The organism is Streptomyces sp. NPDC057616, assembly GCF_042800575.1.
Taxonomy (GTDB): Bacteria; Actinomycetota; Actinomycetes; order Streptomycetales; family Streptomycetaceae; genus Streptomyces.
Map to the genome: position 1 here is coordinate 1 of NZ_JBHVGU010000005.1, position 21,340 is coordinate 21,340.

19 protein-coding genes are annotated in these 21,340 nt (G+C 71.9%); 16 read left to right on the forward strand and 3 right to left on the reverse strand.

All coding sequences use genetic code 11. From position 1 onward, the window contains the following. Positions 1-444: 444 nt before the first annotated feature. The 3 genes from ACFU97_RS07040 to ACFU97_RS07050 all read right to left on the reverse strand — a co-directional run bounded on the left by ACFU97_RS07040 (position 445) and on the right by ACFU97_RS07050 (position 3,965). Positions 445-1,104, reverse strand: coding sequence for a response regulator transcription factor (locus ACFU97_RS07040; protein WP_016437671.1), 660 nt, complete (start codon positions 1,102-1,104; stop codon positions 445-447). Positions 1,105-1,271: 167 nt separating this feature from the next. Continuing rightward, a complete protein-coding gene (locus tag ACFU97_RS07045) occupies positions 1,272-2,630 on the reverse strand; it encodes a sensor histidine kinase (RefSeq protein ID WP_384252007.1) in 1,359 nt (452 codons plus the stop codon). A gap of 126 nt (positions 2,631-2,756) precedes the next feature. Next, positions 2,757-3,965: a sensor histidine kinase gene (locus ACFU97_RS07050; protein WP_384252009.1), complete on the reverse strand. Its 1,209-nt coding sequence runs from the start codon at positions 3,963-3,965 to the stop codon at positions 2,757-2,759. Positions 3,966-4,204: 239 nt separating this feature from the next. Between ACFU97_RS07050 and ACFU97_RS07055 the strand changes: the two genes are divergently transcribed. The 16 genes from ACFU97_RS07055 (at position 4,205) to ACFU97_RS07130 (ending at position 21,338) form a co-directional block, all read left to right on the forward strand. After that, entirely contained in the window at positions 4,205-4,597 is a 393-nt protein-coding gene (locus ACFU97_RS07055) for an NADH-quinone oxidoreductase subunit A (RefSeq protein ID WP_384252012.1), read from the forward strand. Next, positions 4,588-5,247 (forward strand): NADH-quinone oxidoreductase subunit B, encoded by a 660-nt coding sequence (locus ACFU97_RS07060; protein ID WP_384252015.1) that lies wholly within the window; start codon positions 4,588-4,590, stop codon positions 5,245-5,247. Before ACFU97_RS07055 ends, ACFU97_RS07060 begins: the two co-directional genes overlap by 10 nt. Further along, positions 5,244-6,539, forward strand: coding sequence for an NADH-quinone oxidoreductase subunit C (locus ACFU97_RS07065; protein WP_384252017.1), 1,296 nt, complete (start codon positions 5,244-5,246; stop codon positions 6,537-6,539). Before ACFU97_RS07060 ends, ACFU97_RS07065 begins: the two co-directional genes overlap by 4 nt. Continuing rightward, entirely contained in the window at positions 6,536-7,504 is a 969-nt protein-coding gene (locus tag ACFU97_RS07070) for an NADH-quinone oxidoreductase subunit H (protein ID WP_384252019.1), read from the forward strand. Before ACFU97_RS07065 ends, ACFU97_RS07070 begins: the two co-directional genes overlap by 4 nt. Further along, positions 7,504-8,079, forward strand: coding sequence for a NuoI/complex I 23 kDa subunit family protein (locus tag ACFU97_RS07075; protein WP_384252021.1), 576 nt, complete (start codon positions 7,504-7,506; stop codon positions 8,077-8,079). The genes ACFU97_RS07070 and ACFU97_RS07075 overlap by 1 nt, the downstream gene beginning before the upstream one ends. A gap of 38 nt (positions 8,080-8,117) precedes the next feature. Continuing rightward, on the forward strand, positions 8,118-8,720 hold the full coding sequence (locus ACFU97_RS07080; RefSeq protein WP_384252707.1) for an NADH-quinone oxidoreductase subunit J: 603 nt from the start codon (positions 8,118-8,120) through the stop codon (positions 8,718-8,720). After that, the gene (gene nuoK / locus ACFU97_RS07085; protein ID WP_384252023.1) at positions 8,720-9,109 is read left to right on the forward strand and encodes an NADH-quinone oxidoreductase subunit NuoK; all 390 of its coding nucleotides are present in this window, start codon (positions 8,720-8,722) and stop codon (positions 9,107-9,109) included. Before ACFU97_RS07080 ends, nuoK begins: the two co-directional genes overlap by 1 nt. Continuing rightward, complete coding sequence (locus tag ACFU97_RS07090; protein ID WP_384252025.1) at positions 9,106-11,100, forward strand: NADH-quinone oxidoreductase subunit L; 1,995 nt, start codon at positions 9,106-9,108, stop codon at positions 11,098-11,100. Before nuoK ends, ACFU97_RS07090 begins: the two co-directional genes overlap by 4 nt. Positions 11,101-11,106: 6 nt before the next feature. Further along, complete coding sequence (locus ACFU97_RS07095) at positions 11,107-12,684, forward strand: NADH-quinone oxidoreductase subunit M (protein ID WP_384252028.1); 1,578 nt, start codon at positions 11,107-11,109, stop codon at positions 12,682-12,684. Then, positions 12,681-14,201: an NADH-quinone oxidoreductase subunit N gene (locus tag ACFU97_RS07100; RefSeq protein ID WP_384252030.1), complete on the forward strand. Its 1,521-nt coding sequence runs from the start codon at positions 12,681-12,683 to the stop codon at positions 14,199-14,201. Before ACFU97_RS07095 ends, ACFU97_RS07100 begins: the two co-directional genes overlap by 4 nt. 218 nt (positions 14,202-14,419) lie before the next feature. Beyond that, positions 14,420-15,283, forward strand: a complete 864-nt coding sequence (htpX, locus tag ACFU97_RS07105) for a zinc metalloprotease HtpX (RefSeq protein ID WP_384252032.1) — start codon at positions 14,420-14,422, stop codon at positions 15,281-15,283. Further along, positions 15,280-15,672 (forward strand): YccF domain-containing protein, encoded by a 393-nt coding sequence (locus tag ACFU97_RS07110; protein WP_384252035.1) that lies wholly within the window; start codon positions 15,280-15,282, stop codon positions 15,670-15,672. The genes htpX and ACFU97_RS07110 overlap by 4 nt, the downstream gene beginning before the upstream one ends. Before the next feature lie 99 nt (positions 15,673-15,771). Beyond that, on the forward strand, positions 15,772-16,329 hold the full coding sequence (locus tag ACFU97_RS07115) for an SMI1/KNR4 family protein (RefSeq protein WP_384252037.1): 558 nt from the start codon (positions 15,772-15,774) through the stop codon (positions 16,327-16,329). Between the two features lie 198 nt (positions 16,330-16,527). After that, the gene (locus tag ACFU97_RS07120; RefSeq protein ID WP_384252039.1) at positions 16,528-16,794 is read left to right on the forward strand and encodes a GlsB/YeaQ/YmgE family stress response membrane protein; all 267 of its coding nucleotides are present in this window, start codon (positions 16,528-16,530) and stop codon (positions 16,792-16,794) included. A gap of 281 nt (positions 16,795-17,075) precedes the next feature. Then, positions 17,076-20,033, forward strand: a complete 2,958-nt coding sequence (locus ACFU97_RS07125; RefSeq protein WP_384252042.1) for an AAA family ATPase — start codon at positions 17,076-17,078, stop codon at positions 20,031-20,033. A 3-nt stretch (positions 20,034-20,036) separates the two neighbouring features. Continuing rightward, positions 20,037-21,338: a protein kinase gene (locus ACFU97_RS07130; RefSeq protein ID WP_384252045.1), complete on the forward strand. Its 1,302-nt coding sequence runs from the start codon at positions 20,037-20,039 to the stop codon at positions 21,336-21,338. Positions 21,339-21,340 lie beyond the last annotated feature (2 nt).

Here is a 21,340-nt window from a genome sequence, read left to right on the forward strand (position 1 = left end):
GAGGTGAACCGGTCCCCGGTGAGCTGCATCCCGTCACCGGAGTCCCCCGCGAAACGGATGATCACCCGGTCCAGCCTGCGTACGTCCTTTGTCCCGCCCGGCTCGCGCTGCTCTCCGACGACGGTTCCGTCTGCCTGCTCCGCTGTCCTGCTGACCTGGCTGGTCACTGAACTGGACCTCCCTCGAGGCGACTCTCCGGGACCGGCCTTCCCGCAGGCCTTCCCAGGATCAACCCTACGTCGCTTAGGGTCGCCTTCCCGTGGCCATTCGCATCATGGACACGAATGTGAGACCTCGTGACACCCTGACTTGTCATGATTTCTCGCCCCCCGGCGCTGCCCTTGTAGACGCTCCCCGCATTTGTTCGGTTCTAGGGCTGGACGGAATCCGGACGGACGGCCGAGCGACGGGCGAACGGCCGTCTTCTGACCAAGTGTCAGCCCGTCACGAGTTCAGATAGGTGAGGACCGCGAGAACACGCCGGTGATCCCCGTCACTCTGGGAGAGCCCGAGCTTCAGGAAGATGTTGCTCACGTGCTTCTCCACGGCGCCGTCGCTGACCACGAGCTGGCGCGCGATGGCCGAATTGGTCCGCCCCTCGGCCATCAGCCCCAGGACCTCCCGTTCCCGGGGCGTCAGCCCCGCCAGCACGTCCTGCTTACGGCTGCGCCCGAGCAGCTGCGCGACCACCTCCGGGTCCAGCGCGGTGCCCCCCTGGGCCACCCGCACCACCGCGTCCACGAACTCCCGCACCTCGGCCACGCGGTCCTTCAGCAGATAGCCCACCCCGTGGCTCGAACCGGCCAGCAGCTCGGTGGCGTAGCGCTCCTCCACGTACTGCGACAGCACCAGCACGCCGAGGCCGGGATGCGCCTTGCGCAGCTGCACCGCGGCCCGCACGCCCTCGTCCGTGTGGGTCGGCGGCATCCGCACGTCGGCGACCACGACGTCCGGCAGCTCGCCCTGCCCGTCCAGCTCGGTGATGGTCTTGATCAGCGCGTCCCCGTCACCCACACCGGCGACGACGTCGTGCCCGCGGTCGGTCAGCAGCCGGGTCAGCCCCTCCCTGAGCAGAACCGAATCCTCGGCAATGACCACCCGCACCCTGTCCTCCACGATGTCCGGCCCCCCAGCCCGATTCCGAATGCCAGTAGTCCAGCATTCCAGCATTCGGATCGGACTGCGCCGAACAGGGAAGGATCAGGCACTTTTCAGCCTCGGGCGCAGATGGGCGAATCGGCCTCACGCTCGCGTGAGCGACTCGGCCGGGTTCAGGCGAGCGAGCGCTCGCCGCGCCAGGGCAGCTCCGCGGTGACCCGGGTCGGCCCGCCGGCCGGCGAGTCCACCACCAGGATCCCGTCGACGGCGTCCAGACGCTCCGCGAGCCCGGCCAGCCCCGAGCCGCCGCCGGCGTCCGCGCCGCCCACCCCGTTGTCCATGACCTGCACCATCAGCCGGTTCTCCACCCGCCAGACGTCCACGGCCGCCCAGGTGGCGCGCGAGTGCTTGCTGATGTTCTGCAGCAGCTCGGAGACGGTGAAGTAGGCGATCCCCTCGATCGCCGGCGCCGGCCGCTCGGCGAGGTCCACCTCCACCTGCACCGGCACGATGCAGCGCGAGGCGACCGCGGACAGGGCGGCGTCGAGACCGCGGTCGGTCAGGACGGCCGGGTGGATGCCCCTGGCCAGATCCCGCAGCTCCTGCAGCGCCGTCTTCACCTCGCCGTGCGCCTCGTCGACCATCCGGGCCGCCGCCTGCGGGTCCTCGGTCAGCTTCTCCTTCGCCAGGCCCAGGTCCATGGCGAGCGCCACCAGCCGGGCCTGCGCCCCGTCGTGCAGGTCCCGCTCGATCCGCCGCAGGTCGGCGGCCGCCGTGTCGACCACGACACCGCGGTCCGACTCCAGCTCCACCACCCGCGCCGACAGCTGCGAGGGCCCGAGCAGCCCGTGCACCATCAGCCGGTCCACCGTCGTCAGCGCCCGCACGATCCACGGCGTGGCCAGCGTGAAGATCAGTCCCACCAGCGCGGTGACGGTGATCTCGAAGGGGTTGTCCAGGTAGATGCTGTGGGTCGAGTCGCCGTAGAGCTGGAGCCCGTCCTGGCCGCCGTACATGGGGAAGAGCCAGAACCACAGGGGGTACGTCAGCAGGGCCCAGCCGTAGGCCCAGAAGTTCACCGCGACGACGAACGAGAACACCGACCACGGGAACTGGAGCAGTGCATACAGCAGGGTCCGCCAGGACGTGCCGCTCTTCAGCACGGCGCCCATCCAGGCCATCACGCCCGACTTCTTCATCCGCAGCGGCTCGGGGTCGGCCACCTCCAGGCCCAGCAGGGCGCGCGCCCGGGTCCGCTCCAGCGCCGCGATGCCGCGGCAGCCGGCCAGCCCCGCCGCCAGCACCGGGATGCCGAGGAACGTCACCAGCAGACCGGCGCCGAGCGAGACCATGGTGACCGCGTAGACGAAGAGCGCGATGCCGATCGGCAGGCTGAGCAGCACGTACGCGAACTCGCGCCAGCTGCGCGCCTCGAACGGCGCCCGCAGACCGGCGGGCAGCCGGCGCCGCTCGCCGCGGCCGAACCCGTCGTCGTAACCGTGTCCGTAGCCCTGTCCGTACTGCGTGGCCATCGACGTCGTCCGTTCTACTCGTCCTGCCTGTCCCTGCGGCTGTCCCGCCGTACCTCCACGGTCCTCCGCCGCAGGTCCGCGATCCATGGAGTCCGTCGGCCTCTTGGAAGGGGGGTTTTCCCTACCTCAGCGCTCGCCGGGGCGCCCGTCGCCGGGCGCGCGGTCGCGCCACGGCAGCTCCGCCGTGACGACCGTCGGCCCGCCCTGCGGCGAGTCGATGACGAACAGCCCGTCGACGGCGCCGAGCCGGTCGGCGAGCCCCTGCATCCCCGTACCCGCGTCGAGGCGCGCGCCGCCGCGGCCGTCGTCCTCCACCTGGATCAGCAGCCGGTCCGTCGCCCGCCACACCTCGACCGACGCGGTCTTCGCCCCGCTGTGCTTGCTGATGTTCTGCAGCAGCTCGGAGACGGTGAAGTAGGCGATGCCCTCGATGGCCGCGGCGGGCCGGGTGGCGAGGTCGACCGTCACCTTCACGGGGACGGTGCACCGCGAGGCGACCGCGGACAGGGCGGCGTCGAGACCGCGGTCGGTCAGGACGGCCGGGTGGATGCCCCGGGCCAGGTCCCGCAGCTCCTGGAGCGCGAGCTTCACCTCGCCGTGCGCCTCCGCGACCATCTCCGCCGCCGAGTCGGGGTCCTCCAGCAGCTTCTCCTTGGCCAGGCCGAGCCCCATCGCCAGATTGACCAGGCGCGCCTGTGCCCCGTCGTGCAGATCCCGCTCGATGCGCCGCAGGTCGGCGTTGGCCGTGTCGACCACGACCCCCCGGTCCGACTCCAGCTCCGCGATCCGCCGCTCCAGCTCGTCGGAGGGCGACAGCAGGCCGCGCACCATCGCCCGGTCGGCGTTGGTCAGCCCGCGCGCGACGAACGGCAGCACCGGCCACAGGACGAACAGCGAGGTCAGCGTGATGGCGAAGGTGAGGACGCCCCACGGCAGCCGGATGAAGTCGTAGAGCACCGTCCGCCAGCCCACCGGGTCCTTCAGCTGCATCCACAGCCGGGGGAGGAAGCCGCCCCCGCGTCCGGGCAGTGGGCTCGGCTCGTCGATGTGCAGTCCGAGCAGCCTCCTGGCGCGTGCCCGCTCCATCCGGCCCAGCATCCGCGAGCCGGCGAGACCGGCCGCGAGCAGCGGGAAGCCGATCACGGTCACGGTCAGCCCGAAGCCGACGAACAGCACCGTCACGACGTAGACGAACCCGATCAGTGCCACGGGGAAGTTCGCGAGGAGGTGCGCGATCTCCTTCCAGGTCTGCCGGTCGTAGGCGAAACGGGCAGGCGGCAGACGGTCGCCGTCGCCTTCCTGAGCCCCCATCGGGCGCGAGAGTCGTTCGGTCATATGGGCTAGCGTGCCGCGCGCAACGCGCCCGCGCCATGAGGTCGGCAGGCGTCGTCCCCTGGGGAAAACCCCACCCCGGCATCCGGCCCGGCGTCTCAAGCGCATCTCAAGGCGTGACGGGCTGCTTACCGTCCCTTTATCAGGGCCTAGACTCCCGTGCGTACAGATCGTCGGACAGCAGCGTTCCTCAGGGCCGCAGGTCACAGGGGCGTGCCGAGTCAGGGAGCGAGGAGACGGACGTGCGGGAACCGACCGTCGTCGCGGCGGACTACTTCCAGTCGTACTCCGTCGTAGGACTGCTCGCCGTCGTCGGCGTGCTCTTCGTCGCGGTCGCCTTCGGGGCCGGCCGCCTGCTGCGGCCCGTGGTGCCCACGCCCGAGAAGCTCCTGACGTACGAGTGCGGGGTCGACCCCGTCGGCGAGGGCTGGGCCCACACCCAGGTCCGCTACTACGTCTACGCCTTCCTGTACGTCATCTTCGCGGTCGACTCGATCTTCCTCTTCCCCTGGGCGACGGTCTTCGCCGCCCCCGGCTACGGCGCGACGACGCTGGTGGAGATGTTCATCTTCCTCGGCTTCCTGACCGTGGGCCTGCTGTACGCATACAAGAAGGGCGTTCTGGCATGGACGTGACGACGCCAGACACCAACGGACAGCCGGCGGACCCGGCTGGGACCTCGGACCCGGTTCCGTCCCCGGAGCCCGTTCTGCTGCCGGAGCCGAAGCGGCTGGGCGCGCTGGCCCGTCTCGCGCCGGAGCCGATGAAGGTGGTCCTGAACTGGGGCCGCCGCTACTCCCTGTGGGTCTTCAACTTCGGCCTCGCCTGCTGCGCGATCGAGTTCATCGCCGCGTCCATGGCCCGCCACGACTTCATCCGGCTCGGAGTCATCCCCTTCGCGCCGGGCCCGCGCCAGGCCGACCTGATGGTGGTCTCGGGCACGGTCACGGACAAGATGGCCCCGGCCGTGAAGCGCCTGTACGAGCAGATGCCGGAGCCGAAGTACGTCATCTCCTTCGGCGCGTGCAGCAACTGCGGCGGCCCCTACTGGGACTCCTACTCCGTCACCAAGGGCGTCGACCAGATCATCCCGGTCGACGTCTACGTCCCCGGCTGCCCGCCCCGCCCCGAGGCCCTGCTCCAGGGAATCCTCAAGCTCCAGGAGAAGATCGCCCGCGAGTCGCTGGGCGAGCGCTACGGCACGTCCCGCCCGTCCGCCGCGGCCCTGCAGAGCGACCTGGTCAGGCCGCCGGCCGCCGGGTCCCCGTCCGGGGAGGGCCGATGAGCACGGTCGGCTGGCTGCCCGCACCCGCCGACGAACTCTTCGGTACGGAGGCCACGGCCGAGGAGTCGTACGACGTCCTGACGGTCGACGTCCCGCCGGCGTCCTGGCTCGCCGCGCTGGAGGTGGCGCGCTCCCGGCTGAACTGCACCTACTTCGACTGGCTGAGCGCGGTCGACGAACCCGGCACGGGGTTCCGCGTCGCGGCCCACGTGGTGTCCCTGTCGCCGGTGCGCCGGCTGCTGGTGCGCACCACGGTCCCGCACGAGGCGCCGGCGCTGCCCTCCGCCGTCGGCGTCTACGCGGGCGCCGCGTGGCACGAACGCGAGACCCACGAGATGTTCGGCGTCGTCTTCGAGGGCCACCCGGCCCTGGACCACCTGCTGCTGCCGGAGACCTTCGAGGGCCACCCCCTCCGCAAGGACTTCGTCCTCGCCGCCCGCGTCGCCAAGGCCTGGCCGGGCGCGAAGGAACCCGGCGAGTCCGACCACGGCGGCCCCAAGCGCCGCCAGATGCTTCCCCCGGGCGTCCCCGACCCCAACGAATGGGGCCCCCTGAAGGGCCAGCTCCCCCCGGCCCCGGCCCGCCCGGCCCGAGGCGCGGCCCGCGCGGCGGGCGACCGCCCGGTACGGCGCGCGCGGACGGCGGGGGAGGGGTCGGCGAGCCAGACGGCGGGCTCCGCGGGTTCGGCGGGGACGCCGGGGACGCCGGGGACGCCGTCGACGGGCGAGGGTGCTGGTGCTGGTGCTGGTGCCGGTGCCGGTGCCGGTGCGGGTGCGGGTGCGCCGAGGCGCGCGCGGTCGGCGGCGGAGGGGTCTGCGAGTCAGACGGCGACCCCCGAGACGGGCATCCCCGAGACGGGCACTCCCGAGACGGGCACTCCCGAGACGGGCGCGGGTGGGGGTGCGGCCCGGCGCGCCCGTACGGCCGGGGAAGGGTCGGCGAGTCAGAGGGCGGCCGGCGAGTCCGGTGCGTCGGAGGCGACGTCCGAGGCCGCGTCCGGCGAAGAGCCGCCCCTGCGGACCACCGGGACCCCGTCACCGGAAGCCCCGAAGACCCGTCCCGCTCCCCGCAGTTCGGACGCCCCCTGGCACCACGCCCGCCCGGCCTTCGACGAACCGGCCGCCGGAGACCGTGAGCCCTCCACGGAGGAGCCGTCCCCCACCGAGGAGCAGCCCTCCTCCGAGAAGGAGGCGGCGCCTGCCGACAAGGCCCCGACCGGCCCCGAAGACCGAACCGCCGCCCCCGAAGACCCGCCCGCGAACCCCGAAGACCCCGCAGGAGGCCCGCAGTGACCGACGCCCTGGACGTCACCCTGCGACTCCTGATCGTGTTCGTCGTCTTCCTCACCTTCCCCCTGATCGTCGGGCAGACCGAGCACAAGGTGATGGCCCACATGCAGGGCCGCCTCGGCCCGATGTACGCCGGCGGCTTCCACGGCTGGGCCCAACTCGTCGCCGACGGCGTGAAGTTCGCGCAGAAGGAGGACATCGTCCCGGCGGGCGCGGACCGCCGTGTCTTCCAGCTCGCCCCCGCCGTCGCCCTCCTGCCGTACCTCGTCGTCCTCCTCGCCATCCCCATCGGCCCGGGAGAGGGCGCGGTCGGCCAGGTCATCGACGCGGGCGTCTTCTTCGTCCTCGCGGTGATGGGCGTCGGCGTCCTCGGCTCCCTCATGGCCGGCTGGGCCAGCGCCAACAAGTTCTCCCTCCTCGGCGGCCTGCGCACCGCCGCCCAGCTCCTCGCCTACGAACTCCCGATGCTCCTCGCCGCCGCCTCCGTGGCCATGGCGGCGGGAACCGTCTCCCTCCCCGGCATCCTCGACGCCTTCGAGTGGTGGTGGCTGCCCTGGCAGATCGTCGGCGCGGTCGTCTTCTTCGTCGCCGGGCTCGCCGAACTCCAGCGCCCGCCCTTCGACATGCCCGTCGCCGACTCGGAGATCATCTTCGGCGCGTACACCGAGTACACCGGCCTGCGCTTCGCCCTGTTCCTCCTCGCCGAGTACGCCGGAATCATCGTCCTGTGCGGCCTGACCACCGTCCTCTTCCTCGGCGGCTGGCACGGCCCCTGGGGTGCCGACGGCCTCGGCTGGGTCTGGACCCTGCTGAAGACGGCCGTCCTCGCCTTCCTCGTGATCTGGCTCCGCGTCACCTACCCGCGCCTGCGCGAGGACCAGCTCCAGAAGCTCTCCTGGACCCTCCTCGTCCCCCTCTCCCTCGCCCAGATCGCCCTCACCGGCATCGTCAAGGTGGTGATCTCCTGATGGCTGAGCCGCTGCCCGCCACGCGGTCCCGCATCCCCGGCTCCGGCCTGGCCAAGGGCCTCGCCGTCACCCTGCGCACGATGACGCGCAAGTCCGTCACCGAGCAGTACCCGGACGTCCAGCCCGAACTGCCGCCCCGCACCCGCGGCGTCATCGGCCTGTTCGAGGAGAACTGCACGGTCTGCATGCTGTGCGCCCGCGAGTGCCCCGACTGGTGCATCTACATCGACTCCCACAAGGAGACGGTCCCGGCGGCGACCCCCGGCGGCCGCGAACGCAGCCGCAACGTCCTCGACCGCTTCGCCATCGACTTCGCCCTGTGCATGTACTGCGGTATCTGCATCGAGGTCTGCCCTTTCGACGCCCTGTTCTGGTCCCCGGAGTTCGAGTACGCCGAGACCGACATCCACGAGCTCACCCACGAACGCGACAAGCTCCGCGACTGGATGTGGACGGTGCCCGCGCCGCCGGCCCTGGACCCCGGCGCGGAGGAACCGAAGGAGATCGCCGCCGCCCGCAAGACCGCCGAGAAGCTGGCGACCGCCCAGGCGGAACCGCAGGAAGGAGAGTCGTGAGCCCCGCCGCAGCCGCCACCGCGGTCCACGCCACGACCATGGCCGCCGACTCCCGCGGCTTCCTCTCCCCGTCCGGCGTCGAGATCGCCTTCCTCCTCGTCGGCCTGGTCACCTTCGGCGCGGCCCTGGTCACCGTCACCACCCGGCAGCTGGTGCACGCCGCCCTGTGGCTGGTGGTCACCCTCGGCGGCCTCGCCGTCGAATACCTCCTGCTCACCGCCGAGTTCATCGCCTGGGTGCAGGTCCTCATCTACGTCGGCTCCGTCGTCGTCCTCCTCCTGTTCGGCCTGATGCTCACCCGGGCCCCGATCGGCCGCTCCCCGGACGCCGACTCCGGCAACCGCTGGGCCGCCCTCACCGTGGCCGTCGCCGCGGCCGCCGCCCTGGTCTGGGTCGTCGTCGACGCCTTCCGCACGACCTGGATCGACCTGGACGGCCCGGCCGTCGGCTCCACCGCCGTCACCGGCGCGAGCCTCTTCCAGAACTGGGTCCTCCCCTTCGAGGCCCTCTCCGTCCTCCTCCTCGCCGCCCTGGTCGGCGCCATCGTCCTGTCCCGCAAGGCCAAGGCGGACACGGCGTCCGGCGCCGCGAGCACCCCGGGCGTGCCGGGCAGCCGCGGCGAGAAGGAAGGGGTCCGCTGATGCACCTCGTCTATCCCGCCGTGCTCTCCGCCCTCCTGTTCTGCACCGGCCTGTACGGCGTCCTCGCCCGGCGCAACGCGATCCTGGTCCTGATGTCCGTCGAGCTGATGCTCAACGCCGTCAACCTCAACCTCGTCGCCTTCGACGTCTGGCTCAGCAAGGCCGCCAGGGACACGCTGCACTCCGGCCAGGCCCTGACCCTGTTCACCATCGCCATCGCCGCCGCCGAGATCGGCATCGGCCTGGCGATCGTCCTGGCCGTCTACCGCAACCGCGGCACCTCCGACATCGACAAGCTCCGCGACAGCGCCGAGGGGCACGAGAGCGACGGCCCCGACGGCGACGCCCCGGCGGCGGATCGGACCGGGAAGGCTGAGGCCACCGCGTGACCACGACCACCCTCGCCGTCCTCGTCCCGCTGCTGCCGTTCCTGGGCGCCGCGGCCGGCCTGCTCCTGGGGCGCACCGCCCCCGGCTTCGTCCGCCCGCTCGCCGTCCTGCCGACCCTCGCGTCCTTCGTGCTGGCCGTGCTGGTCGCCGTGCGCCAGGGCGGCGGCCAGGCGATCGACGCCCACACCGAACTCACGCCCACCGGCTCGGTCCCCATCGAGCTCGCGCTGCACATCGACGGCTTCGCCGCCCTCGTCGCCGTGCTGGTCGGCGTCGTCGCCTCCTGCGTGCAGATCTACTCGACGGGCTACCTGCGCGACGACCCGCGCTACCCCTCGTACGCCGCTCTCGTCTCCCTGTTCACCTCCGCGATGCTGCTCGTCGTCTACTCCGGCGACCTGATCGTGCTGCTGGTCGGCTGGGAGATCATGGGCATCTGCTCGTACTTCCTGGTCGGCCACTACTGGGAGACCCCGGAGGCCCGCGCCGCCTCCATCAAGGCCTTCCTGGTGACCAAGCTCGGTGACGTCCCCTTCCTCATCGGCCTGTTCGCCCTCGCCACCCAGGCCGGGTCCTTCCGCATCACGACGATCCTCGGCACCGTCGCCCACGGCGGACTCGCCCACCCGACGGTTGTCGCCCTGCTGCTCCTGGCCGGCGTGGCGGGCAAGTCGGCACAGTTCCCGCTGCACACCTGGCTCCCCGACGCGATGGCGGGCCCGACGCCCGTCTCCGCGCTGATCCACGCCGCGACCATGGTCGCCGCCGGTGTCTACTTCGTCGCCCGTCTCCTCCCGGTCTTCGAGGCCTCCGCGGCCGCGATGGTGGTCATGGCCGTCATGGCAGCCGTCACGATGCTCGGCTCGGGTCTCGCCGCCCTCGCCCAGGACGACATCAAGCGCGTCCTCGCCTACTCGACGATCGGCCAGCTCGGCTACATGACCGGCGCCCTCGCCGTCGGCGACCGCTCCGCCGCCGTCTTCCACCTCCTGTCCCACGGCGCCTTCAAGGCGCTGCTGTTCCTCGCGGCCGGCGTGATCATCCACGCCGTCGGCACCAACTCGCTGGCCGCCATGTCCCGCATGAGCCATCTGCGCGACCGCGTCCCCGACGCCTTCTGGACGATGACGGTTGCGCTGCTGGCGCTCGCCGCCATCCCGCCCTTCAGCGGCTTCTTCTCCAAGGAGTCCGTCCTCGGCGCCGCCGAGCACGCCGCCACCCGTCACACCGCGCACGTCCCGGGCGCCGCCGGCTGGATCACCCTCGTCGCGGGTCTGGTCACGGCCGCGCTCACCGCCGCGTACGCGACGCGGCTGTGGCTGCTCACCTTCCGCGGCCGGGGTGCCGAGGCCCCCGACCACGGTCGCGAGCCGCTCACCATGACCGTGGTGCTGTGGGTGCTCGCCGTCCCCTCGCTCGCCTTCGGCGGGTTCGCCTACCGCTCGCTGCCCGACTGGTTCGACGGCCGCGACCTCGCCCCGACCCTCACCACCTCCGTGCTCGGCACGGGCGTGGCCCTGGTCGGCGGCATCGTCACCTACGCCGCCTGGCGGCACAGCACGGCACTCGCGGCCCGCGTCCCGCTGGGTGCGGTCGCGGCCCACCCCGAGGGCGACGCCGGACTCGTCGAGGCCGAGGCCATCGCCACCCACGCACCCGCGTACGGCGACGTCGCCTCGGCGCCCGACCCGGCGGACCCCGGGCGGCTGCTGCTCGGCCCGCTGCACCGGCACGCGGCCGTCGGCTTCCACCTGGACGCCGTGTACGCGGCCCTCTTCGTCCGCCCGGTCCAGGCCGGAGCGAGTCTCGTCCGGTTCCTGGACCGCGAGGTCGTCGAGACCTACGTACGCGGTGCGGGTGCCCTACCCCGCCTGCTGGGTGCCGCCGTCCGGCGCGCCCAGACCGGCAATGTGCAGACCTATGTGAGCGCGCTGCTCGCCGGCACCGTCGTCCTCGCGGTCGCCGTCGTCCTCGTCGCCACGGGAGCGTGAGCAGGCGTGATCGATATCAGCGAGTCCGTGATGCAGGTCCTTCTGGCGTTGATCGTCGTCGTGCCGTTCCTCGGCGCGCTCGCCGCTCTGCTGCCGGCCCCGCCCGGGCTGAAGGGGACGTCGCCCGAGCAGGCCGTGCTGCGGCACGGCGTGACCGTGACCGGCGTGGTCCTCATCGCCGCGATCGTCCTCGCGCTCGGCTTCGACCACGACCATCCGTCGAGGATGCAGGCCACGACCGACATCAGCTGGATCCCGGCACTCGACGTGCGGATCCACCTCGGCGTCGACGGCATCTCCCTCCCCCTTCTGGTCCTGACCGCGCTGCTGACCTTCCTCTGCGCGCTCCACTCGTACTTCAAGATGCCCTCGGGCCCGTCCCCGAAGGGCTTCGTCGCCCTGCTGCTCGTCCTGGAGTCCGGCACCCTCGCGACCTTCGCCGTCCTCGATCTGCTGCTGTTCTTCCTCGCGTTCGAGATGGTGCTCATCCCGATGTACTTCCTCATCGCGCGCTGGGGCGGCGAGGGCAGGACCCAGGCCGCCTGGCGGTTCATCCTCTACACGCTGCTCGGTTCGGTCGTCATGCTGCTCGGCCTGCTCCTGATCGGGATCAAGGCCGGCACATTCGACATGGTGGCACTCGCCACTGACAACGGCCGGTCCCTGACCTCGTCCGTGCAGGTCATCGCCGTTCTGGCGATCGGGATCGGGCTCGCGGTCAAGACGCCGATGTGGCCGCTGCACAGCTGGCTGCCGGACGCCCACACCTCCGCGCCCACCGTCGGCTCGGTGCTGCTGGCGGGTGTCCTGCTGAAGATGGGTACCTACGGTTTCGTTCGGATCCTGCTGCCGATCGCGCCCGACGGCTTCCACACGTTCGCGCCCTACCTCGCCGCCTTCGCCGTCGTCGGGATCATCTACGGATCGCTGGCCTGCCTGGCTCTGGCCAAGCAGGGGGCGAAGGGGGACCTGAAGCGGCTCATCGCCTACTCCTCCGTCGGTCACATGGGCTTCGTCCTGCTCGGCATCGCGACCATGACCCCGACCGGCGTCAACGGCGCCCTGTTCGCCAACATCGCCCACGGCCTCATCACCGGCCTGCTCTTCTTCCTGGTCGGCGCGCTCAAGGACCGCACGGGCACGACCGACCTGGACACCCTCGCCGACAGGACGGGCGCCGCGCTCTACGGCAAGGCCCCCCGCCTCGGCGGCCTGATCGCCTTCGGCGCGGTCGCCTCGCTCGGGCTGCCGGGCCTGGCCGGCTTCTGGGGCGAGATGCTGGCGCTGTTCGGCGCGTTCAAGCCTGCCGCCGACCTCAGCCGCCCAGCCTTCCTGACCTTCATGTCGATCGCGGCCTTCGGCACGCTCCTGACGGCGGCGTACATGCTCGTCGTGGTCCGCCGTGTCTGCATGGGCGCCGAACCGCAGGAAGAGGCGCCGAAGCTCGCCGACGTCCACCTGTACGAGTTCGCGGCCTGGACCCCGCTCGTCGCCCTCACCGTCGTCGCCGGGCTGTGGCCGAGGGCCCTCCTCGGCCTGACCGACCCGGCCGTCCAGCAGCTCCTCGCAGGAGGCACCCGATGAGCTCCCCGGCCCAGCCGCTGGCCGCGAACCTCGTCCAGTCCGTCGACTGGCTCGCCGTCGCGCCGCCGACCATCGCCGCCGTGGTGGCGCTCCTGGTGCTCGTCGCCGACCTGTTCGTGTCCGAGGCGCGCAAGCCCCTGCTCGGCTGGGCGTCCGTCGCGGGGCTGGCCGCCGCCGCGCTGATGCTCCTGCCCCTGTTGGACGGCGACCGCAGCACCTTCTGCGTGCGCGGCACGCACGCGTGCAGCTACACGGCCGACCGGTTCACCCTGGTGATCCAGCTCCTGGTCCTGGGCGGCGCCCTCCTGTCCGCCCTGCTGTCGGTGACCGCCCTGAAGGACGCCGACAAGCAACTCCCCGAGGGGGAGTACTGGTTCCTGCTGCTGTCCTCCGCGGCCGGCGCCGCCCTGCTGCCCGCCTCCCGCGACCTCGCGACCCTGATCGTCGCCCTGGAGGTCGCCTCACTGCCCGCCTTCGCGCTCGTCGGGCTCCGGTACGGCGACAAAAAGTCCTCCGAGGCGGCCCTGAAGTTCTTCCTGTCGTCGGTCACCGCGACCGCCGTCAGCCTCATGGGCATCAGCTTCGTGTACGCCTCCACCGGCACCCTCTACCTCACCCAGGTCGCCGGCCGCATCCAGCACGTCGACGGGCAGCTCCACACGCTCGCCCAGACCGGCGTGGTCCTCACCCTGGTCGGCTTCGCCTTCAAGACGGCCGCCGTGCCCTTCCACTTCTGGGTCCCGGACACCTACGTGGGGGCGCCCCTGCCGATCGCCGCCTTCCTGTCGGTCGTCGGCAAGGCGGTCGGTTTCTCCGGCCTGATCCTCGTCACCGTCGTCGCGTTCCCGTCGTACGCCGACGTCTGGGGTCCCGCGCTCGCGGCCCTGGCCGCCCTCACCATGACCGTCGGCAACGTCGGCGCCCTGCGCCAGCAGGCCACGCGCGCGTACAGCGCGGTACGGCTGCTGGCCTGGTCGTCGGTGGGCCAGGCCGGCTACCTCCTGGTGCCGATCGCCGCGGCCGCCTACTCCGACGACGCCGAGCACTCCGTCGGCTCCACGGTCGCCTACGCGCTCATGTACGCGGCGGTGAACCTCGGGGCCTTCGCCGTCGCCGCGCTGGTGGGCCGCACCAGGACCGCGAACCGGATCACGGACTACCGCGGCCTCTACGCGACGAACCCGCTCGCCGCCCTGCTGATGGCGTTCTTCCTGCTCTGCCTGGCCGGACTGCCCCCCGGCATCATCGGCCTCTTCGCCAAGGTCACCGTGTTCTCCGCGGCGGTCGACGCGGGACTCGGCTGGCTGGCCGTGATCATGGCCGTCAACGTCGTGATCGCCCTCTTCTACTACCTGCAGTGGACGGCACTCCTGTTCCGCGCCCCCGAGGGCGAGGCCGTCAAGCACCGGCTCCCGGCGCCCCTCACCGCGGCCATCACCCTCACCGGCGTCCTCGCCGTCGCCCTGTCCGGAGCGCCCCAGCTGATCCTGCGCTTCGCCGACACGACCCTTTTCTGAGATCTCGCGCCCGACCGCTCGGCCGCCCGGGCCCGCGCGTCACCCGCTCGGCCGACGCGCGGCGCCGTGCGCACAAGGGAACTAGTGGCCCCCGCCTGGCGTTGACCAGTGCGGGAGGGTCCACTGGACGTGAAAACCACGGCACCGGTGGTACCTGAGACAGCAAGCAAGCTCCGTAAGCAAAGGGTTCCCCTGCTGCACCACTTGGAGGGCGTACCGTGCACCGCCGGCACAACGGGCTAAGGACCGCAGTACTCCTCGGAGGACTGTCCGCCCTCATCATCGTCATCGGCAGTTTCTTCGGCCGTATGGGGCTCGTCGTCGCGGTTGTGATCGCACTGGGCACGAACGCGTACGCGTACTGGAACAGCGACAAGCTGGCGCTGCGCGCGATGCGTGCCCGGCCGGTCAGCGAGTTCGAGGCCCCCGCTCTCTACCGCATGGTCCGCGAGCTCTCGACCCAGGCCCGCCAGCCCATGCCCCGCCTCTACATCTCGCCGACGGAGGCGCCCAACGCCTTCGCGACGGGCCGCAACCCGCGTAACGCCGCCGTGTGCTGCACGGAAGGCATCATGCGCATCCTGGACGAGCGCGAGCTGCGCGGCGTCATCGGCCACGAGCTGAGCCACGTCTACAACCGCGACATCCTCATCTCGTCGGTCGCCGGCGCCCTCGCCTCCGTGATCATGTTCCTGGTCAACTTCGCCTGGCTGATCCCCGTCGGCCGCTCGGACGACGACGACGGCCCGGGCATCCTCGGGATGCTGCTGATCATGATCCTGGGCCCGCTCGCGGCCAGCCTCATCCAACTGGCCATCAGCCGCTCCAGGGAGTACGAGGCCGACGCGTCCGGCGCCCAGCTGACCGGCGACCCGATCGCGCTCGCCGGCGCGCTGCGCAAGCTCGAAGCGGGCACCAAGCAGCTGCCGTTGCCGCCCGAGCCGCGTATCGAAACCGCCAGCCATATGATGATCGCGAATCCCTTCCGACCGGGGCAGGGACTCTCCAAGATGTTCTCGACACACCCGCCGATGGCAGAGCGCATCGCCCGGCTCGAGAAGATGGCAGGTCGTCACCAGTGAAAACCATCCTGAACGTCATTTGGCTCGTCCTGAGCGGCTTCTGGCTGTTCCTCGGGTACCTGGCCGCGGGCCTCCTGCTCTGCATCACGATCATCGGCATCCCGTTCGGCATCGCCGCGTTCCGCATCGGCGTCTACGCCCTGTGGCCCTTCGGGTACACGACGGTCGAGCGCCGCGACGCCGGTGCGCCGTCCTGCGTCGGCAACGTCCTGTGGCTGATCCTGGCCGGCTGGTGGCTGGCGCTCGCGCACATCGTCACCGGCATCGCCCTGTGCATCACGATCATCGGCATCCCGTTCGGCATCGCCAACTTCAAGCTGATCCCGGTCTCGCTGCTGCCGCTCGGCCGCGAGATCGTGCGGACGGACGAGCCGTTCGCGGGCCGCTGACCCGCAGGTTCTCCTCTTCCACGGCTCGCCGGTCGTCCACAACCCGGCGGTTGTCCACAGGCCCGCCCGATTGTCAGTGGCGCCTTGCATCATGAACCCATGAGCGAGAACGAGCAGTTGCTGGCACGGGTGGCGGACAAGGCGCGCAACACCCGCCCGTGGGGCTGGCCTTCACTTCCGGGGCCGGCCGGCGTGTCGACCCTGGCCCGTGCCGAGGCCGCCCTCGGCTTCACCCTGCCTCCTCTGCTCTGCGACCTCTACCTGCGCATAGGCGACGGCGGATTCGGCCCGGAGTACGGCCTGCTGCCCCTGCTCGACAGCCCGCCCGCCGGTGAGCCCGCCGCCGTCGCGCAGTACCTCGCCAACCGCGAGAGCGGCCGCAAGGACCCGGACTGGCCCTGGCCCGAGGGCGTCCTGCCGATACCCCACTGGGGCTGCGCGATGTACGCGTGCGTGGACTGCCGTGCCCCCGAAGCCCCCGTCCTGCTCTTCGAGCCGAACGCCGACGAGGCCGGCCACGCCTGGTACGTCGACGCCCCCAGCCTCACGGCCTGGCTGAGCGCCTGGGTGGACGGCACTGGCTGGTACGAGGAGACGGTCGAGGAGATGGAGATGGCCCCATGGGACGACTTCGCCATACGCACGAAGGCGCGGTGAGCGAGCCGCGCCCGCGGCGGTCGGTGAAGCTCCGGTGTGCGTACCGGGAGCATCACCGACCCCTGCAACCGGTGGGCGCGGTCGTGACGTCCTGTTCATCGAAAGGGCAGGCACGAGCGCGCGAGAGCACAGCGGATCTTGACCGAATGCACACTGTCCGGAAAGTGCATGCACAGCGCGGAAGGGCAGGTTGAGGGCATGACCATCATCAGCTGGATCATCCTGGGGCTTCTGGCCGGGGCCATCGCCAAGTTCCTGCTGCCGGGCCGTGACCCGGGCGGCTTCATCGGCACGACCCTCATAGGCATCGCGGGCGCGTTCATCGGCGGCTGGATCTCGTCGCGCTGGCTGGACCACCCGATCACCAAGAGCTTCTACGACGGAGCGACCTGGGCCGCGGCGATCGGCGGTTCGCTGGTGCTGCTGATCGTCTACCGCATCCTGTTCGGCAACTCGCGCAACTGAGCGCACCCTCGACTGCGGCCAGCAGCACAGGAGGGTGGGCGTCGACGGGCGCCCACCCCCCGCCGGCCGCCGGGCCTGATCGCCGGCCACCTCGATTCGTGCACATTTCCCAACGGAACGGTGGGGCATGTGCTTTTTGACGGATGCGGGAGTCACACGGGTGCTCGTGTGGAAGCATTTCGTCAACGGGGAGGTGGGTCCGCGGGCCGGTACCTGTACAGGGCGGTGCCGCGGGCACAGGTATGCAGTCAGAAGACTCCGCACGGCACGACCCATCCGTCATGGCACCGAGCAGGTCCGCATCCGCACTGCCGCCGCTGCTGTTCACCGACGGTGTGCTGGACCCCGGGGCGTGCGGGGACCGGCGTACCCATGACGTCCTGAGAGCCGCGTCCGAGCGGGCGGCCGGCCGGCTGCGGCCCGGAGACGTGCTGTTCGCCGTGCTGGCCGGCCGGGACCCGGTGGTGCTGCCCGCGCTGGAGGCGGCGCTCGCCGAGGGTGCCGCACCGCAGCACCTGATGGAGGCCATCGACGTCTACGACCCGCCCGGCACCGCCTACGGGTTCGACGGGTCGCCGGGCCGCATCGCGCCGGAACTGATGGCGGCGTTCGCCGACTTCGCCGCGCAGTACGCCGCCCACGCCGACGAGAAGGCTGCCGCTCCCGCGCCCGGCCTCCACGAGGTGACCCTCGAACTACTCCTGGCCTGTGTGCTCGAGCATCCCGACGAGCAGGACCGGCAGTTCCTGGGCGGGGTGCTGGACCTGCCGCGGGCGGCCGAGGCGTTACGCCGGCGGGCTCGGGTCCAACTGGAGCCGCTGCCCGAGCTGTTCGACGAGAACTCGGGGCGGCTGCGGTCGGAGGAGTTCACGGCGGACGTCTGGGCCGTCCTGGAGCAGGCCGCCGAGCGGGCCGCCGAACTGGGCTACGACCGCCTGCTGCCACCGCACTGCCTGCTCGCCCTGCTCGGCGAGACCGAGGGCCTCGCGGAGCGGCTGCTGCGGCTCCAACTGCCGCCGCAGATCGGCCTGGTGAAGGCCACGGAGATCATCACCGCGGCCTTCCGGCTCTCCGAGCGGGGCCGCCCGGCACCACCGCGGCTGCACCGCGACGAATGCGGTGACGCCTTCCACACCCTGCTGCGCGCGTCCCGCCGTACCGCAGCGCTCTGGGACGCCGACCGGATCGACACCCCGCACCTGCTGGCCGCGCTCCTCGACGACCCCTCGCCCCGGCTGACCGGCGTCCTGCGCGCGGACCCGCTGCGCCTGGACCCGGACCGGTTACGGGCCCACGTACGGGAGGTGCTGCAGGAGTCGCGCAGCACCACCCCGCGGGAGACGGCGTACACGCTGCCCGCGTTCCTGCCGCCCTCCGAGGACCTCACCTGGCTCGCCCGCACCGGGAGCATCGCGCCGGCCTGCCACCTCGACCGCTACTTCGATCCGCTGTGCCGGGCGCTGCACCGCACCGAGAACAACCATGTGCTGATCACCGGCCTGCCGGGCGTGGGCACCACGACGCTGCTGCACGAGCTGGCCCGGCGGGCGGCGACGGGGGAGATCCCGTTCCTGCGGCGCAAACGGTTCCTGCGGGTGGACTGCCGGGACGTCGCCGCCGAGAAGAGCGGCGAGCAGCTCGCCGCCCTGGTCGCGCAGGTCTCCGGCCGCACCGACCTGGTCGTCTGCCTCGACGGCCTCGGCGGACTGCTGCGGGGCCCGCACGGGACCGACCATCTGCTCCAGCTGCGCCGGGCCCTCAAGGAACGCCGTGTGCACCTGGTCGGTGCGCTGTCCGTGCACGACTACGACGACCTGGTCGCCGCCGACCACGCCCTGCAGGAGCTGACCACCCGGGTCGAGATGACGGAGCCGGACCGGGAGACGGCGTGCGACATGGCGCGCCTGGCGGCGGACGGGCTGACGGAGGAGTTCGGCATCCCGGCCGAGGACCACGCGGTGCACCGGGCGGTGCTGCTGGCGGGCGAGTTCATCCCGCACCAGCGGCTGCCGCTGTCCGCGGTCCGCGTGCTCGCCCGCGCCTACGAGGACCTGCACTACGCCCGGACCCAGCAGGGGGACGAGCGCGCGGCGGTGACCCAGGCGGAGGTCGTCGACGCGGTCGCGGAGCTGTCCCGGGTGCCGCGCGGCCAGATCGCCGGCACGGGCGAGGACGGGATCGACTACGAGGCGGCGCTCGCCGCCCAAGTGGTCGGCCAGGAACGGGCGGTACGGACCGTCGCCGGCGAACTGCGGCGCATCAAGGCGGGCCTGGCGGACACCTCGGGACCGGCGTCCGTGCTGCTGTTCGCCGGGCTGACCGGGGTGGGCAAGACCGAGCTGGCCAAGGCGGTCGCGGACCTCTACTCGGCGTCCAAGCGGCTGCAGACGTACACCATGGGGAACTTCACCGAGCCGCACAGCGTCGCCAGCATCCTCGGCTCGCCGCCCGGCTACGCGGGCTTCGACCGCGGCGGGCGGCTGATCGGGGAGCTCAACGCCGATCCGTACTGCGTGGTCCTGCTCGACGAGGCGGAGAAGGCGCACCCCGAGGTGCTGCGCCCCTTCCTCAACCTCTTCGACGAGGGCTGGATCACCGACCAGCGCGGGGAGAAGGCGCACGGAGACCGGGCGATCTTCGTCCTCACCACGAACGCCGGGCAGGAGGTCATCTCCCGGATGGGCCCCGACAGCGCCGACGAGGACGTCTCCAAGGCCGTCCGTGAGCGCCTCGCCGAGGTCCGGCACCGCCACGGGGACGCGGTCTTCACACCGGAGTTCCTGGCCCGTATCCGCGAGATCGTCGTCTTCCGCCAGCTCGACCGGGCGGCCATGCACGGCATCGGGCGCAAGATCCTGAACCAGTGGCAGGAGCGCTGGCGCGAGCGCCGGGAGAAGGAGCTCGTCGTCTCGGCGGAGCTGCTGGACCGGGCCGCGGAGCTCGGCCACCGGCTCGACCGCGAGGCCCGCGGCCGGGAGGGCGGACGCGTGATGCGGCGGATCCTCAAGGACTGGGTGGACAACCCGGCGCTCGCGGCGGCCGAGGCGCATCCGGAGGAGTACCGCGCGTGCGGCCGGGTCGTGGTCGGCCTGTCCCCGACCGGCCCGGCGGACGCCGTCACCGGTATGGCGACGCCGGGCACTGAGGTCCGATTCCTTCCCCCGGAACCGCGGACGGACCCCGAAGTGTCGTACCAGGAAGGGGAGTTGACCGAACCTGGACCGGAGAGGGGTGCGTGAGGCGTGATCCCGACCGATGAGTCCGGCATGCGGGGCCTGACCGGCAGGACGGTCGACGGCCGGTACGTACTGCGCGACTGGCTGGGCGGAGGCGGCTTCGGCGCGGTCTACCGCAGCGAGCAGTACATCCTCGGCAACCCGGTGCGCCAGGTGGCGTGCAAGCTGTCCCGGCGCACGGGCATCACCGAGGCGACCGCCGCCGACCTGTTCGCCGACGTGCTGCTGCTCGCCGAGGCGATGGGCACGATGGCCGACACCGAGGCCCGCCACCATCTGGTGCACGTCTACGACGGCGGACTGGCCCGGGACCTGGGCGGCCGGGCCTTCCTGGTCATGGAGTACGTGCAGGGGAGCACCCTCGCCGCCGAGTTCGCCCGGCTGCAGCGGGTGCCCGCGCGGCTCATGGTCAAGTGGGCCAGGCAGATCTGCCTGGCGCTGCGCGGGCTGCACGGCCTGGTCCCGCCGCTGCTGCACCGCGACCTCAAACCGGACAACGTCCTGCTGGGCACGGACCGTTCGGTCCGGCTGATCGACTTCGGGCTCGCCGCCCGCATGCTGGACGGCGGCATGGTCCCGGGCACCGCCGGGACCATCCAGTACATGGCGCCGGAGACGGCCGCCGGGGCGAGCGTGCCCGCCTCCGACCTCTACTCGCTGGGCCTGCTCATGTACGAGGGCCTCGCCGGCCGGCACGCCTACGACCACCTCGTTCCGCCGCTGTCCCTGCCCCAGCGGGCCCACGGGGAGTGGCTCCAGGAGCAGAAGCTCAAGGCTCCGCCCGTCCCGCCGTCCGCGCTCAACAACTCGGTCCCGCCGGAACTCGACGCGCTGGTCCTGCGCTGCCTGGAGGTGCGGCCCGCCCGCCGCTTCCGGGGCGCGGACGAGGTGATGGCCGCCTTGGACGCGCTGCCTGGGACCAGGCCGGCCGCGGCCTCCGCACCGCGGGTGCCGGCCCCCGGGACCCGCGAGCTCGCCGAGGCGCGGCGGGCGCGCACGGAGGGCAGGCCGGCCCAGGCCGTGTCCCTGCTGCAGCCGCTCGCCGAGGACGGCCGCACCGGCCGCGACCTCTTGCCGTCCGTACTGGCCGAGTTGGCGGAGGCGCTGGAGCAGCAGGGCACGTACGACGTCGCCGCGGCGCACTGGGCGAAGGCGCACGACCTCGTCCGGGCCGGCGCCCGGATGGCGGACGGGACGGTCCGCGCCGATCTGGCCCGGCGGGCGGAGCGGGCGTTCAGGCAGGCGGGCAATCGTTTCCAGGCCGATCACTTCGCCCGGCTGTCGGGCCGCGAGCAGGGCCGGAGGTGACG

Coding starts and splice junctions, on each gene's coding strand:
- nuoK (WP_384252023.1), top strand. CDS start 8,720: ATGCACCTCGTCTATCCCGCCGTGCTCTCCGCCCTCCTGTTCTGCACC.
- ACFU97_RS07050 (WP_384252009.1), bottom strand. CDS start 3,965: ATGACCGAACGACTCTCGCGCCCGATGGGGGCTCAGGAAGGCGACGGC.
- ACFU97_RS07045 (WP_384252007.1), bottom strand. CDS start 2,630: ATGGCCACGCAGTACGGACAGGGCTACGGACACGGTTACGACGACGGG.
- ACFU97_RS07100 (WP_384252030.1), top strand. CDS start 12,681: ATGAGCTCCCCGGCCCAGCCGCTGGCCGCGAACCTCGTCCAGTCCGTC.
- ACFU97_RS07080 (WP_384252707.1), top strand. CDS start 8,118: ATGGCCGCCGACTCCCGCGGCTTCCTCTCCCCGTCCGGCGTCGAGATC.
- ACFU97_RS07120 (WP_384252039.1), top strand. CDS start 16,528: ATGACCATCATCAGCTGGATCATCCTGGGGCTTCTGGCCGGGGCCATC.
- ACFU97_RS07060 (WP_384252015.1), top strand. CDS start 4,588: ATGGACGTGACGACGCCAGACACCAACGGACAGCCGGCGGACCCGGCT.
- ACFU97_RS07075 (WP_384252021.1), top strand. CDS start 7,504: ATGGCTGAGCCGCTGCCCGCCACGCGGTCCCGCATCCCCGGCTCCGGC.
- ACFU97_RS07065 (WP_384252017.1), top strand. CDS start 5,244: ATGAGCACGGTCGGCTGGCTGCCCGCACCCGCCGACGAACTCTTCGGT.
- ACFU97_RS07125 (WP_384252042.1), top strand. CDS start 17,076: ATGGCACCGAGCAGGTCCGCATCCGCACTGCCGCCGCTGCTGTTCACC.
- ACFU97_RS07115 (WP_384252037.1), top strand. CDS start 15,772: ATGAGCGAGAACGAGCAGTTGCTGGCACGGGTGGCGGACAAGGCGCGC.